Genomic DNA, 14,763 nt, shown 5'->3' with positions numbered 1-14,763 from the left:
GCGTTCACCCGATTATATGAGCGTTTCTCCAAATTTAGGAGCGTTCACCCGATTATATGAGCGATTCTCCTGATTTGTGAGCGTTCACCCGATTATATGAGCGATTCCCCTGATTTATGGGCGTTCACCCGATTATATGAGCGATTCTTCTGATTTGTGAGCGTTCACCCGATTATATGAGCGATTCTCCAGATTTATGGGCGTTCACCCGATTATATGAGCGATTACCCAGATTTATGAGCGTTCACCCGATTATAGGAGCGTTCATCTAGATTTTTGGGCGTTCATCCAAATTTAGGAAGCGACTAATACAGACTCAATTCGCATGATAGGCATTTTTCGTGAGCACCCCTGATGCCGTTGAATAAAGCAATACGACTACGATTGCTGATAGAATAAAACTAGCCAGCATATAAGTTCCGTTGTAGATGAGAGAGTAAAGTGCTACAGGCTGTCCCTCCGGTGCATATGAACCGAAGAACACGATACCTGTCGTATAATGACAAAGAAACCGTAGAAGACTGCCAATGAATATACCAAGAATTCCATAGGCAATTCCTTTGCGTTTATTTTCACCTTTGAATCCTTCGGTCACCTGTTTTGCGAATACTCCCGCAAACCCTACAACAGAAAATGCAATAAAATAATCAATGAAACCTTGTACGGGATGTAAGATAGAAGAGAATCCGATAACCACCTGCAATACCCCTAATAAAAACCCCGTTAACAGTCCGCCTTTAATTCCCCAGCGAAAAGCCATCAAGAATACAGGGACCATCGTGATCGAGACAGATCCTCCCTGCGGCCATATTCTTTGAAAGATAAGGCCCGAAACCAAATCCAGCAATAAAGCCAGTGCCGCAAAGATGGCAACCTCTACTAAAAATAACGTTCTTTTATTCATTTTCCCTTCCCCTTTCCTACTCGGGAAGCTTTCATGAGTCACCTGGCATCGTGGTTATTTCACATAAAAAAGCAATGCCAGGGCGGTAATGGATCATCCCAGCATTGCTCATATCCAAAACCACATCCCTACGCTAGCATTAACTAACAGGTTCTTAGGGTCAGAACTCACTCGCTCACTCTCAGCCATTTAAGGCTCCCCTTGTGGACGTATTTTTTTTTATTCCTCGGTAAGAATATACTACTAGTTTCATGAGAATTCAAGAAATATAAATTATTCATTTCCATTTGGTCTAAACCAACTTCTTTACCTTCGAACAATTGAAATGATAGAGGCCAATTTGTATGGTTGGGCACGACATTGTTTCTATAGACATACTTAAATATCGTTTGTTATCTTTATTTAGTGTTACCATTTGATGGAGGTAAAGTGATGTTGCGGAAAAATAAAATCAGCTCCGCGGAAAAAGGAGCATATATCAGTATTGTCGCTTATTTGTTTTTAGCGGCTTTAAAATTGACGATCGGCCATTACGGGAATTCACAAGGATTATGGGCGGACGGATTAAACAACTCAACAGACATTATCGCGTCTATAGCGGTATTAGTCGGATTGAAAATATCAAAAAGGCCACCTGATGATGATCATTTATATGGCCATATGAGGGCCGAAACAATCGCCTCACTCGTTGCTGCGTTTATTATGGTATCAGTTGGTTTACAGGTCATTATCGGAGCCGTCCAATCATTCATCCGGCCGGATCAGGAAACGCCTGGCATGTTAACTGCCTATACCGCCTTGTTTTCCGCGCTATTTATGCTCGGTGTCTACCTCTATAACATAAGGCTCAGCAAACGGATTAATAGTGCAGCGATTCACGCAGTGGCGCAAGACAATAAATCTGACTCTTTAGTGAGCATCGGTGCTTTTATTGGGATTATTGGAACAAAATTCGGGTTAGGTTGGCTTGATTCCGTGGCGGCATTAGCCGTGGGCCTGATCATTTGCAGAACAGCCTGGAGTATTTTCCGGGACGCTTCGCACACGTTAACCGACGGCTTTGATGAAGCCTTACTTCAAGAAATCAATGAGACAATCGCGAGTGGTGATCGAGTCAAAGCTACAAGCGATATAAAAGCTCGCATGCACGGAAATGAGATTTTTCTTGAAGCGACTGTCCACGTTGACCCACAGTTAACGGTCATCGAAGGTCATGATATCACGGAAGAAATAGAAAATACCCTTCAGGAAAAGCATCATATCAAACATGCCATCATACATGTCGAACCACACTTTATTACAAATAAGAATTGACGAGAAAAACGCGCTTGGATTTTCCCAAAAAATCCAAGCGCGTTTTCCTTCTCTCACTATCTCAACTGTTCATAAAAGCAGGAACATGTATCAAGTCCTTTTCGTTCCTTATGCTTCCTTCGGTCCGCTACCACTCCAAGAACTTGACCATGCCACACATAACGTTTCTATTAAAGAAGAGAGTGTTTTCCTTGTATTTTTACAACAAAGTAACCATTTCGACATACGAATCACATCCTGTCTAAACATTCTTCCAATAGAATCATTGTGTACCACACTTTTGGGATAGGAGTTGAAGAATTTGAAAAAGACAATGTTAGCAGGAACAAGTATTGCATTAATCGCTCTATTTAGTCCGCTTCAGGAGACATTTGCCGCGGAGAATAACGGAAAGGGCGAGGTCAGAAAAATCGACAATATCGCACACCGCGGTGCTTCAGGTTATGCTCCTGAAAATACCATAGCTGCTTTTGACAAAGCTGTGAAAATGAAATCCGATTATATTGAAATAGACGTTCAAAGGACGAAGGACGGTGAACTGGTCATCATTCATGATAATAAAGTCGACCGTACTACAGACGGCACAGGGTACGTGAAAGATTTAACCTTCGATCAAATCAGAAATCTGGATGCGGGAAGCTGGAAGGGGGAGGAATTTACAGGAGAAAAGGTTCCGACATTTGATGAAATTCTCGATAGATATCGGGGGAGAACCGGTATATTAATAGAATTAAAGAATCCAGAGCTCTATCCGGGGATTGAAGAAAGTGTCGCCCATGAATTAAAAGATCGTAACCTGGATAAACCACGAAATGAAAAGATCATTGTTCAATCCTTTAATTTTGATTCTATGAAAAAAATGGACCGCCTTCTCCCAAGAGTTCCGGTCGGCGTCCTTACTTCATCAAGATCACATACTACGGAACAGGCTCTAAAGGAATTCTCAACCTATGCTGAATATTTTAATCCGAATTACGGTATCGTATCGAAAGATTTGGTCGACCGTGTCCACTCGCTTGATATGAAAATCGCTTCCTGGACCGTGCGCAGCCAAGCAACTGCCGATTTTTTAGTGGATATGAATGTCGATGGGATTATTACTGATTATCCGGATTATGTAGATCCAAGAAAATAAATCTTTTTTTATGTACAACATTCAAGAAGCCTTGCTGCCATTTTTGAGCAAGGCTTACATTAGTTTTGTATGTGACTGTTGTCCTTCGTTTTTGATAACTGTTCATGATGGGCACGGCATTCTATTTTTCTTCCTTGTACACCATTATTGAAGAGAACTGCCGCCAGAGAATAAAAATAAAGCACACCCCGTTTTCAGTGTGCTTAGAATATTAAAGTTCTATAATTTTTTGTTCATCTGCTTGAACATTCCACGTGTCGGCTAGAGACGAAGATTGAATAAGTAAAGAAGGATCTGCCTGATAAACATTTGAAAAAACCTCATGGCGTGACTTTGTTTTTTCAATCTTGATTCCTTTGTCCCTGAATTTCATAATTAATTCATTCTCCAACATGTTCACCTCTGTTAGATTTTTATGTATTCTTACATTACCTACCCAAATTTTTTTGCTATGAAACATGTTTTTGATAAATATTTTTTTTAGCCGATTTGATCAGTTTTGTAGCCGGAAGTTTGGGTTTTGTAGCGGGAAATTTGTTTTTGTAGACAGTCTCCGCTTTTATAGCTGCAAATTCGTTTTGTAGCCAATTCCTTGTTTGTATGTAAAAGTTCCATTTTTGCATTTTTCTCATATCATTCACTTTTTTGCACTTCACTATTCATGTATGGTTGTTAGTGAGGTTAAGATCCCAACTATGATAATGGTTAGGCTGGAGTAGAAAAACGCCCCAATCCCAACGATCCCAATTCCTGATAAAATAATACATCCGTCAATTACAAAAATAAGCACCCCTACGTTTATCGCCGTCCTCTTAGAAATGATCTGAGCTATCAAATCTGTCCCTCCGGTGCTTGTTTCATACCTGAGCATTAATCCTACCCCTAACCCGATGATAACACCGCCGAGAATCGCACTTACAAAGATTGGCAGCTCCCAGCCTGTCTCAAAATTGGAAAACAGATCGATACTAAAAGAGGAAAAAAGCAGTCCATGAATGCTATGGAAAAAATATCGTCTTGCTGAATTCCATACATATATGTAAAGCGGAATGCTGATAATAATTGTCGTTAATCCAACCGGAGAACCAAAATAATAATGCATTAGAAGGGCAATCCCTATCATACCGCCATCCAATAAGTGGTATGGAGCCAGAAAAAAATTCACTCCAATGCCAACCGACAGGCTGCCAATCAAGATGGCTGTCATTTTTTCAAATATGCCGGTTCCCCCCTTGTCCTTTTCCTATAATAATAGATTATGGTTATTATCCTGATTTAGTATTAAATTTATCAATACATGGGAAACTGAATTCAAAAAATAATTTGTTCATATTGTTTAAGATCATTAATATACGGTAACTGATAACCATATATATTTACTAATCGTTATTCTTATCCACTTTTTAGGTGATTTGACTGGAGAAATTAGTTTTTTTATAATTAAGTTATTTAATGGATGTTAACCAGGGGTGATAAGATGGGGTATTAATATTGTTTCAAATAGACGGACAGACAATACAAACTAAAACCTCATCACCGTCTGTAGTTAATGAAAACTGTAAGAATATAAGATTTATCACTAAAAAGCTTTATTACCTTAGGAGGTGGATTTCCTTTATTCGTTATACTGACGGGTAAAGGAAGACTATTTGGACATATTAAACTTGGTTATGATAGCCATTTTAATTGCACTGACAGCATTTTTTGTAGCTTCGGAGTTTGCGATTGTCAAAGTGAGGAGTTCGAGGATCGATCAATTGATCGAGGAAGGCAAAAATAACGCCATCCCGGCGAAAAAGGTAATCGGGAGTCTTGATGAATATTTATCAGTCTGTCAATTGGGGATAACCATCACAGCCCTCGGACTCGGATGGATTGGGGAAAAAACCATAAACCATTTATTGCATCCTATACTGGTTACGTTGAATATTCCGCTGGCTGTTTCCCATATCCTTTCATTCGGATTAGCGTTTGCTTTCATCACGTTTCTTCATGTTGTGGTTGGAGAATTGGCTCCGAAAACGCTGGCCATCCAAAAAGCAGAAGCTGTGACACTGTTAGCAGCAAGACCCTTGATCTTTTTCTATAAGATTATGTATCCTTTCATCTGGGTTCTTAACGGTTCTGCTCGTCTTCTTACGAGAATGTTCGGTTTAAAGCCTGCTTCTGAGCATGAGCTTGCCCATACAGAGGAAGAACTTCGCATAATTTTATCCGAAAGCTATAGAAGTGGCGAAATAAACCAATCTGAGTTTAAATACGTGAATAAGATTTTTGAATTTGATGATCGAATCGCTAAAGAAATCATGGTACCCCGTACAGAGATTGTCACACTGTCACAAGAGGACACAATTGAAGATTTCCTTGATATGGTGACAGAAGAAAAGTTTACTAGATACCCGGTTATTGACGGTGATAAAGACCATGTCATCGGGATCGTTAACGTAAAAGAACTGTTTACCGAAATGATTTCGAACGATAGAAAACTCGATCAGTCAATTGAAAATTATATACGGCCGATTATTAGGGTAATTGACAGCATCCCGATTCACGATTTGCTGCTAAAAATGCAAAAAGAACGAATTCATATGGCAATCCTCATGGATGAATATGGCGGTACATCCGGTCTCGTTACGGTTGAGGATATTCTGGAGGAGATAGTCGGTGAGATTCGCGATGAATTCGATTTGGATGAAGTTCCAATGATTCAAAAGCTGGAAGACAACCACTATATTATGGATGCAAAAGTATTAATTAGCGAAGTCAATGAATTACTTGGACTTGAAATAGCTGACGACGACATCGATACAATCGGGGGCTGGGTCCTGACTGAAAACTATGAAGCACAGCAGGGCGATGAATTGCATCATGGCTCCTACAGTTTTAAAATAACGGAAATGGAAGAGCATCATATACGATACATTGAAATTTATAAAAAAGTAGAAGAACCTGAAGAATTTGAGGGAAATGTCCCGGTCGAAGAAAGTATTGAAACTGAAGATGTACGAATTCCTCAAAGTGAGGTTGTTTCCTAAACACCTAGCCGGCCCATTTCGTTTTGGCCGGCTTTTTTATGCTTCAATTGGCCCCCTGCCGCATATTATAAAGTAGATTATTTGATTATTTTCATATGTCTTTTTATTTATGTATGCCCGATGATCTTTCGGGAAACATACCATATAAAAGGAGGCATTTTAATGAAACTTATAGAAATCTGCCAGCATTGCGACGGAAAAGGAAAAACATCTTATCTCCAATTTTTCTCACGTCCTTGTACTCACTGCAGCGGCCACGGTAAAACAACGAAAAGTATCAGTGATATGAAAAAAGGCGTAAGAACATTTATTTGAAATGTCTTATGCCTTTTTTTCGTCAAATGATCATTTGGACCATTTTCAGATTCGGATGTTCAGTTTAATGACTCCAGCTTTTTTCAATGTTTCATAAACAATGACCAAAGCAGGACCCAGGAAGAGGCCAATGAAGCCAAGGATTTTAAAACCTAAATAAAGACTGATCAAAGCCGCAAGCGGTGTCAAGCCCATATTGGCGGAATATACCTTCGGCTCCACGATCCTTCTTATAATCGTAATGACAACAAACATGATGAGCAAACCAATCCCAAGTTGCTGATTCCCTTGAAAAAGGGCGACGACAGCCCAAGGCACCAATACCGATCCGGTACCGAGAATGGGCAGGATATCCACAAAAACGATTAAGATGGACAAGAGCAATGTATAAGGTACATCCAACAGCCAGAGGCCTGTGTAGGCCATTGTGAAGGTAATCAAGCTCAGAAACACTTGTGCTTTTAAAAACCCAACTCCCGCTTTGCTTAAATCTCGAAAAACTAGGGACATTTTCTGGTAAGTAGACTCTTTCAAGAATGCCCGGACCTTCAACTTGATTAAAGGAAATTCCAGCAAGATTAAAAACAAAGCAATTAAATAGATTAAGAAATCAATCAAAAATCCAGGAACGACAGTCACTAATTGGACAGTGCTTTCTACAAGATTCTGGGTAAACCGTTCCAGCGATGTAATTCCTCTTTCAAGCGCATCCTCCACGGACCTGATGACCTCGGAAGGCAGCGATTGTGAATATTTCTCCCATTCCCTTATAAAGGGCAGGATAACGGATGAATAGATTTCCCTTACAAGCCCGGGAGTTTTTTGAGAGAGATTTATGATTTGCTTTGTCAATACGGAGATGACGATAAAAGCGAGACCCAGCAAACCGCCAACATACACAAGGAATGCTATTAAGACAGACCAAAGCCGTTTTTTCAGTTTGAACGTATCGCTGATCGACGAGACAAGTCCATCCAGAAGCATCGCTGTAACAAGCGCGAAAATCAACGTCCAGGAATATGGTACAAGAAAAAATACTAACAGAAGGATGACAATCCTCCAAAACCATCGTAGAAGCATAGTGCCTGTTTCATTCCCATCCTTTGCTTATTTATCCTTATTCATTTTAAACGAATGTATTCAATATGTATCGTTTCTTTTACACTTTCATTACCTATCTATCATACATTTTTGTAAGGGCTCTTTCAAACGGCAATCTTAAAGAAAAGGATGTGGCCCTAAAAAATCCTATGCCGGCTATATAAGGCCGGCATAGGATTCTATTATTATTCAGCTAATCCCCTTTTTCCTCAGCTTTCTTTTTTTCATCCAGTTCAAGTTTAAACTTCTTCTCAATTTCTTTTTTGTTTCCATAAAGAAACACCTGATCTCCTTCATTTATTTCACTATCATACAAATCCCTGCGTATTTGGACCTTTCCCCGCTTGATAAAAAGAATGCTAATATCATCACCTTTAGAAATTATATCCTCAATACGCTTGCCAATCAGTTTTGAATCGTCACCGACAACTATGTCCGTGACCAGGTCATCTTCATTTAAATAAAGGACATCCTTAATAGGCAGCTCGTACATTTGATAACTTTTCTCAATCTTTCCTTCCATTATTGAAGCCCTATTCTTGACCCAAGGTGTATGTACGATCCCGAGTATTAAAGCTAACCCGATACAGATAAAAGAAAGCTCCCTGGTTCGTAAATCATCGGACAGGATACTGCTTATAGACGAAATGATGACCGCCAGGGAGAATACACCGAACAGCATCAGAAAGGATGCAATCCGCCTGCGAACCGGATGATCTATAACGACCTTTGCCTCATCTGTCGTAAATCCTGTAGCCGTGAGCATCGAGATAACCTGAAAGCGGGAAATCTTCGACTTCATCCCGGTGAAATTTAAAAGTACGACCGCTATCTCAATTACTAGAGCAATGATTACAAAATATAATGATATAAATAATAACTCCGTCTTCATCGACATCCCTCCCATACCTCCCTTCCATTTACCCATATTCAATGAATACAAAAACCAGTTCATTGTACGATATAACTATTATGGCTCAATTAGTCAGTTTCCATAATAAAACACCGTCCGAATTTCGAACGGTGTGTCATTATTCTTTCAAGCTTTCTAGCCTTCTTTTCTATACATCCTCGAATATCCGGCTAAAATTCGACTTTTTCAAAATGTTCGACTGTCGGGAATGGATCATAAAAATGATGCAATTGCCTTCTCCATTCCTGATATTCAGCCGATTGCCTAAATCCGATTGTATGATCTTCCAACTGCTCCCAATTAACCAGCAGCAAGTATTTCCCGTTCACTTCCATACAGCGCTGCAAGCTATGGGATATATAACCTTTCATGGAAGAAATGATTGTGGATGCCTCTCGAAAAGCATCTTCATATTCTCTCTCCATTCCTGGTTTGACTTGAAGCATAACCGCTTCCAAAATCATTCCCTCTCCCCCTCTGCACTTCACCTATATTGATTTAGACACATCGTTTAAAAGTCCTTTATTTTTTTCTTACATACAGCTCAGGCGTTTCACTTCAGGGCCAACAGGGAAATGAAATAAAAATGGTTATGGAGGGATGGCTACTATGAAAAACTCTGAAAAAGACCAGGTGCTTGAAGAACGAAATGACAAATCGAAGGCCTTTAAAGAAAACTGGGAAAAACAAAAAGAACGAGATCAAGTTGTTATGCCGATTGATGATCTGCCACTAGAGGACATTGAGATGGAAAAAGAGGAAGAACGGGATAAAGAAGACACAAAGGATCGATCATCGAGCGACAGAATATAAAAGAAGAAGATGCGCATAAGCATCTTCTTTATTATTTAACGATCATAACCGGGCACTGTACCCGCTTCGCGACCTTATGGCTAACGCTGCCCAGGACCATTTCCTGAAGAGAATTCAGCCCCCTGCTTCCAATCACGACCAAGTCAAATTGATTTTCATTGACATACTTAACAATGGAGGGGCCAGGGTCCCCTTTCAATATTTTTATCTCCGCCCTTATGCCCTTTTCGTTCAGGATTTCCTCTACAGGAGCTAAACGCTGCTTCCGCCTCTCATCAACCGCACCCCTGTCACCTTCAAGCAATACATCACTTTTTGATGTGGAGCTGTCAACTACATAAAAGACAGTAATCATTGCGTTTTCTAATTTTGCCATATAGGCGGCTTTTTCCGCGGCTCGCACCGCATTTTGGGAACCATCTGCAGCTAAAAGGATTTTATGAAACATAATCTAACCCCCTCCTATGTATTGTTAATTCTCATTTTACCATCAAAGGATAATGATTCATTAAAATTTTTCATTTTCATAGAGAGATAATCGATATGCCAGGATCGGTGAAAATTGACGATTTCAAGAGGAATCGGACAATTTATCCGCTTTTATGTGCACTTCAACGATTTATATAAACATGCTATAATCAATAGCATTGATAACGGGCCCGACTTTCATGAGAGTTGAAAGTCATTAAAAAACATAGTTTTAAAAAATATAAAGGGGTGTTCTTTTGAATTTACAGACAATTAAACAGGAGTGGTTTGGCAATATCAGAGGTGATGTTCTATCCGGTATTGTAGTGGCGTTAGCATTGATTCCTGAAGCGATTGCCTTCTCCATTATTGCAGGTGTTGATCCGATGGTAGGATTGTACGCTTCTTTTTGTATCGCTGTTGTCATTGCCTTTGTTGGCGGCAGGCCAGGAATGATTTCCGCTGCCACAGGGGCGATGGCGCTAGTTATGGTGGATCTGGTAAAAGATCACGGGTTGCAATATTTATTGGCGGCTACCGTTTTGACAGGTGTGATTCAGATAATCCTTGGTGTGTGTAAAATTGGGAGGCTACTGAAATTCATTCCCCGTTCGGTCATGATAGGATTCGTCAATTCACTTGCGATTTTAATTTTCATGGCCCAACTTCCCCACTTTGTTGGTGAAACATGGGTTATGTATGCGATGACTGCCGGAGCACTCGCGATCATCTATTTGTTTCCTAAGGTTACAAAAGCTGTTCCCTCTCCGCTTGTTGCAATTATCATTATCACAATTATTTCCGTTGTAGCAGGCACGCCCACGCGGACAGTTGGCGACATGGGAGAGCTTAAACAGGCTTTGCCCATGTTTATGCTGCCGGATATCCCGGTAAACTTGGATACGCTTTTGATTATCTTGCCTTATTCGATTGCATTAGCCTTTGTCGGACTGCTGGAATCGCTATTAACAGCACAAATTGTAGACGACTTAACTGATACAGATAGCAATAAAAACAAAGAAGCAAGAGGACAAGGAATCGCCAATATTATAACTGGTTTTTTTGGCGGGATGGCCGGGTGCGCAATGATCGGACAGTCGGGTATCAATATCAAATCCGGCGGCCGCGGCAGATTATCAAGCTTAGTGGCTGGTGTTTTCTTAATGGTCTTGATCGTTTCCTTGAATGGTGTACTCGTAAAAATACCGATGGCCGCTCTTGTCGGGGTAATGATTATGGTTTGTATCGGAACTTTCGACTGGTCATCGCTAACAAAGCTTCATCTTGTTCCTAAAACGGACACTATCGTAATGCTAGTCACAGTATCGACTGTCGTTTATACGCATGATTTATCTAAAGGTGTGTTTGCCGGCGTAGTCTTAAGTATGATTTTCTTTGCGGTGAAAATTTCCAAGGTTCAGGTTGATAAAAATATCGATCCAGCCGCTAAAAGAAGCACTTATTATGTAAAAGGGCAGTTATTCTTTGCCTCTGTTAGTGATTTCGTTTCTAAATTTGATTACAGAGAATCATCAGATGTGATTGTCATTGACTTTTCACAATCCCATGTGTGGGATGATTCAGCGGTGGGAGCTATTGATAAGGTTGTCATGAAATATCAGGATAATGGGAAGACCGTCCAACTGCTTGGTCTGAATAAGGACAGCTCCGCCTTAATCGAAAAACTCGCCGTTTATGATAAACCAAATGCCAAAATAGCGAATCATTAAATTAACTAAGCAAATAAAAAAATATATTCAGAAAAAGGCTTGGATATTTCAACTTATCCAAGCCTTTTTCCGATTCAAAATGATCGCCTACAAAAAAAATTTGTCTAAACGGGTTGAATTTTCCATGATGATAGATTACGATTAATACAGATTGATACTATATATTGATTCTAATGAATTAAACACAACTACATATAGGAACTGCAAATAAGGTGCCAGAAATGGCTGAAAAGGGAATCCGGTGAAACTCCGGAGCTGTCCCCGCAACTGTAAGTGTGACGAAATGAGGAAACCACTGTACTTCTTTAGTACGGGAAGGCCTCAAAGTAGGTAGAACACAAGTCAGGAGACCTGCCTTTATTCTTGCAAAAAGTTTCTTATTCTTCGGGGATTGGGGAGATGAAACGATGGTTTAAGAGCTTTCGTGTCTTTCTTCCTTTTAACCTGTCGTTTGATCCACTCAATTTCCTGAGTGGATCTTTTATTTTTAAGGAGGCAAACAGATGGTTGAACAAACAAAACAACTCACTTTTATTAACGATAATGGCACAGAGGAAAACTTTTCATTCGATAGATTGTTATCTTCACTCGATGAAATTCTTAATGATTTTCCTCACTTGAAAGCAGATAGCTACAAAGAGAGATTAATAGCATCCCTTTCTTATAGAGATTCTATTACGAATGAACAATTGACGAACCAGTTAATCCTGGAGGGCCTGGCGAATATATCGGAATTTGAGCCCGATTGGACATTTGTCTGTTCGCGGATTTACTTGCAAAAGCTCTATCGGGAAGCACAGCAAAACAGGATGCTCAATAGCTCTTTCCATGGACTAATAGAATCACTGACAGCTGAAGGGATATACAGTACGTTACTGCTTGACCGTTATTCCGAGAAAGAAGTGGAAGAGCTTGGTACTTATATTGACTTTAGCAAAGATGAGCTTTTTACGTACATAGGCCTTCGCACTCTTTCAGACCGATACCTTGCCAGAGACTATGGCAAGAGGGTTTATGAGCTTCCTCAAGAGCGGTTTATGATCATCGCGATGACGCTTATGTCCCAGGAAAAGAAGGAACAACGGTTACAATTAATCAAGGAAGCTTACTGGGCCCTTAGCAATCTCTATATGACGGTTGCCACTCCTACCCTTTCCAATGCCGGAAAAAGCTATGGCCAGCTATCCAGCTGTTTCATTGATACGGTAGATGATAGCCTGCAGGGCATTTATGACAGTAATACAGATATTGCAAACCTGTCTAAATCTGGAGGCGGAATCGGTGTTTATCTTGGGAAAATTCGCAGCAGGGGCAGCGATATTAAAGGCTTTAAAGGTGTTTCCTCAGGAGTGATTCCCTGGATGAAGCAGTTGAACAATACAGCTGTCAGCGTAGACCAGCTCGGTCAGCGAAAAGGAGCGATTTCTGTCTACCTCGATGTGTGGCATAAAGATATTTTTTCTTTCATCGATTCCAAGCTTAATAATGGGGATGAAAGATTGCGTACCCATGACTTATTTACGGGCATTTGCCTTCCTGACTTATTCATGGAACAGGTAGAAGCCCGCGCACAGTGGTATTTATTTGATCCCCATGAAGTCCGAAAGATAATGGGATTTTCATTGGAAGATTATTTTGATGAGGAACGTGGCAGCGGCAGCTTCCGGGAAAAATACTGGCAATGTGTCAACCATCCGCAGCTTTCTAAAGAAGAAGTTTCTGCGATTGAGATCATGAAAGGAATCATGAAAAGCCAACTGGAAGCCGGCACACCCTTTTTATTTTACCGGGATGAAGTGAACAGGATGAACCCGAATGCCCACGCCGGCATGATTTATTGCACTAACCTGTGCACGGAAATCACCCAGAACCAAAGCGCTACCGCTGTTGTCGAACAGTACACAGAAGATGGAAAAATCATTACAGTGAAGGAACCAGGTGATTTCGTTGTATGCAATCTTTCTTCGATTAACCTGGGCACGGCTGTGAGCAGTGGTGTTCTGGAAAGGTTAATCCCGATCCAGGTCAGAATGCTCGACAATGTCATTGATTTGAATACGATCCCAGTTCTGCAGGCTCAATTAACCAACCAAAAATATCGTTCGATTGGACTCGGAACATTTGGCTGGCATCACCTTCTTGCTAAAAGCAACATCAAATGGGAGAGCGAAGAAGCAATTAGTTTTGCGGATCATTTATATGAACGCATTGCTTACCTGACTGTCGAGGCAAGCATGAACCTGTCCCGTGAGAAGGGTGCTTACCAATTGTTTAAAGGTTCCGATTGGGAAAGCGGCGCGTATTTTTCAAAAAGAGGATATCTTGAAGGAAATTCCAGGCTTGACTGGACAGGGTTACAAAAAGATGTACAGAAACACGGGCTCCGCAATGGCTATCTTATGGCCGTTGCCCCCAACGCATCGACATCCATTATTGCTGGCAGTACCGCCAGTATCGATCCAATCTTTTTAAAGGTATATTCAGAAGAAAAGAAGGATTATAAGATCCCTGTAACGGTACCCGATTTGAACAGTGAAACGACATGGTATTACAAATCTTCCTTCCTGATTAACCAGCTTTGGAGCATCCGGCAGAACGCAGCCAGACAGCGCCATATTGATCAGTCGATTTCCTTTAATATCTATGTTCAAAATTCTATTAAAGCAAAGGACTTATTAAACTATCATCTCGAAGCCTGGAAAGCCGGATTGAAAACAACTTATTATCTTCGTTCCACTTCAAGCGAGATCGTCGAATGTGAGTCTTGTGCGAGTTAATTTAGTGTCTTGTAAGTAATGAACGACGACTAAGAACGCCACGTCGTCACTAGAATTAAGAAACGCTACTTAGAATTTACTGCGCAGCCAAAAGAATTTGTAGTCTTTATGCTCCTTGAATTGGATTCTGCACGACGAGTTGGATTTCTGTTAGTTGACTGAGTTTGTGCTCGATGCTTCGGATTTCTGCTCGATTATCCAGATTTGTGCTCGATTATTTGGATTTGTGCTCGATTATTTGGATTTGTGCTCGATTAT

14 protein-coding genes and 2 riboswitches are annotated in these 14,763 nt (G+C 40.5%); of the genes, 7 read left to right on the top strand and 7 right to left on the bottom strand.

From position 1 onward, the window contains the following. Positions 1-316: 316 nt before the first annotated feature. Positions 317-904, bottom strand: a complete 588-nt coding sequence (gene thiT / locus D0463_RS10235; protein WP_117307310.1) for an energy-coupled thiamine transporter ThiT — start codon at positions 902-904, stop codon at positions 317-319. A 108-nt stretch (positions 905-1,012) separates the two neighbouring features. After that, positions 1,013-1,116, bottom strand: a riboswitch (TPP riboswitch). 220 nt (positions 1,117-1,336) lie between these two features. On the opposite strand from thiT, the gene D0463_RS10230 reads away from it, so the two are divergent. Both D0463_RS10230 and D0463_RS10225 read left to right on the top strand, forming a co-directional pair. Continuing rightward, entirely contained in the window at positions 1,337-2,218 is an 882-nt protein-coding gene (locus tag D0463_RS10230; protein WP_117307309.1) for a cation diffusion facilitator family transporter, read from the top strand. Positions 2,219-2,519: 301 nt separating this feature from the next. Further along, positions 2,520-3,353, top strand: a complete 834-nt coding sequence (locus D0463_RS10225) for a glycerophosphodiester phosphodiesterase (protein WP_117307308.1) — start codon at positions 2,520-2,522, stop codon at positions 3,351-3,353. A 211-nt stretch (positions 3,354-3,564) separates the two neighbouring features. Here D0463_RS10225 and D0463_RS10220 read toward each other — a convergent pair whose 3' ends face one another. Further along, positions 3,565-3,747, bottom strand: coding sequence for a hypothetical protein (locus D0463_RS10220; protein ID WP_117307307.1), 183 nt, complete (start codon positions 3,745-3,747; stop codon positions 3,565-3,567). A gap of 261 nt (positions 3,748-4,008) precedes the next feature. Then, on the bottom strand, positions 4,009-4,560 hold the full coding sequence (locus D0463_RS10210; protein WP_174234314.1) for a YitT family protein: 552 nt from the start codon (positions 4,558-4,560) through the stop codon (positions 4,009-4,011). Between the two features lie 442 nt (positions 4,561-5,002). On the opposite strand from D0463_RS10210, the gene D0463_RS10205 reads away from it, so the two are divergent. Further along, positions 5,003-6,388 carry a hemolysin family protein gene (locus D0463_RS10205; RefSeq protein WP_117307304.1) on the top strand — a complete coding sequence of 462 codons (1,386 nt, stop codon included), beginning with the start codon at positions 5,003-5,005 and terminating at the stop codon, positions 6,386-6,388. 162 nt (positions 6,389-6,550) lie between these two features. After that, positions 6,551-6,703, top strand: a complete 153-nt coding sequence (locus D0463_RS19380) for a hypothetical protein (protein WP_160118403.1) — start codon at positions 6,551-6,553, stop codon at positions 6,701-6,703. Positions 6,704-6,748: 45 nt separating this feature from the next. Here the strand turns inward: D0463_RS19380 and ytvI are convergent, their stop codons facing one another. The 3 genes from ytvI to D0463_RS10190 form a co-directional block, all read right to left on the bottom strand. After that, positions 6,749-7,783 carry a sporulation integral membrane protein YtvI gene (gene ytvI / locus D0463_RS10200; protein WP_117307303.1) on the bottom strand — a complete coding sequence of 345 codons (1,035 nt, stop codon included), beginning with the start codon at positions 7,781-7,783 and terminating at the stop codon, positions 6,749-6,751. 214 nt (positions 7,784-7,997) lie between these two features. Then, the gene (locus D0463_RS10195) at positions 7,998-8,696 is read right to left on the bottom strand and encodes a TrkA C-terminal domain-containing protein (RefSeq protein ID WP_117307302.1); all 699 of its coding nucleotides are present in this window, start codon (positions 8,694-8,696) and stop codon (positions 7,998-8,000) included. Between the two features lie 191 nt (positions 8,697-8,887). Next, complete coding sequence (locus D0463_RS10190) at positions 8,888-9,181, bottom strand: antibiotic biosynthesis monooxygenase family protein (RefSeq protein WP_117307301.1); 294 nt, start codon at positions 9,179-9,181, stop codon at positions 8,888-8,890. Positions 9,182-9,326: 145 nt separating this feature from the next. On the opposite strand from D0463_RS10190, the gene D0463_RS10185 reads away from it, so the two are divergent. Then, positions 9,327-9,530: a hypothetical protein gene (locus D0463_RS10185; RefSeq protein WP_117307300.1), complete on the top strand. Its 204-nt coding sequence runs from the start codon at positions 9,327-9,329 to the stop codon at positions 9,528-9,530. A 31-nt stretch (positions 9,531-9,561) separates the two neighbouring features. Here the strand turns inward: D0463_RS10185 and D0463_RS10180 are convergent, their stop codons facing one another. Beyond that, entirely contained in the window at positions 9,562-9,978 is a 417-nt protein-coding gene (locus D0463_RS10180; RefSeq protein ID WP_117307299.1) for a universal stress protein, read from the bottom strand. Between the two features lie 277 nt (positions 9,979-10,255). Here D0463_RS10180 and D0463_RS10175 point away from each other — a divergent pair, with 277 nt between their 5' ends. Together D0463_RS10175 and D0463_RS10170 are read left to right on the top strand one after the other, a co-directional pair. Further along, complete coding sequence (locus D0463_RS10175) at positions 10,256-11,728, top strand: SulP family inorganic anion transporter (RefSeq protein WP_117307298.1); 1,473 nt, start codon at positions 10,256-10,258, stop codon at positions 11,726-11,728. Between the two features lie 193 nt (positions 11,729-11,921). Further along, positions 11,922-12,101, top strand: a riboswitch (cobalamin riboswitch). A gap of 130 nt (positions 12,102-12,231) precedes the next feature. Beyond that, positions 12,232-14,505 (top strand): ribonucleoside-diphosphate reductase subunit alpha, encoded by a 2,274-nt coding sequence (locus tag D0463_RS10170; RefSeq protein ID WP_117307297.1) that lies wholly within the window; start codon positions 12,232-12,234, stop codon positions 14,503-14,505. Positions 14,506-14,763: the final 258 nt, after the last annotated feature.

It is taken from the genome of Bacillus sp. V59.32b, assembly GCF_003429085.1.
Lineage (GTDB): Bacteria > Bacillota > Bacilli > Bacillales > DSM-1321 > Peribacillus.
This window is presented reverse-complemented; position numbering and strand designations above follow the sequence as displayed.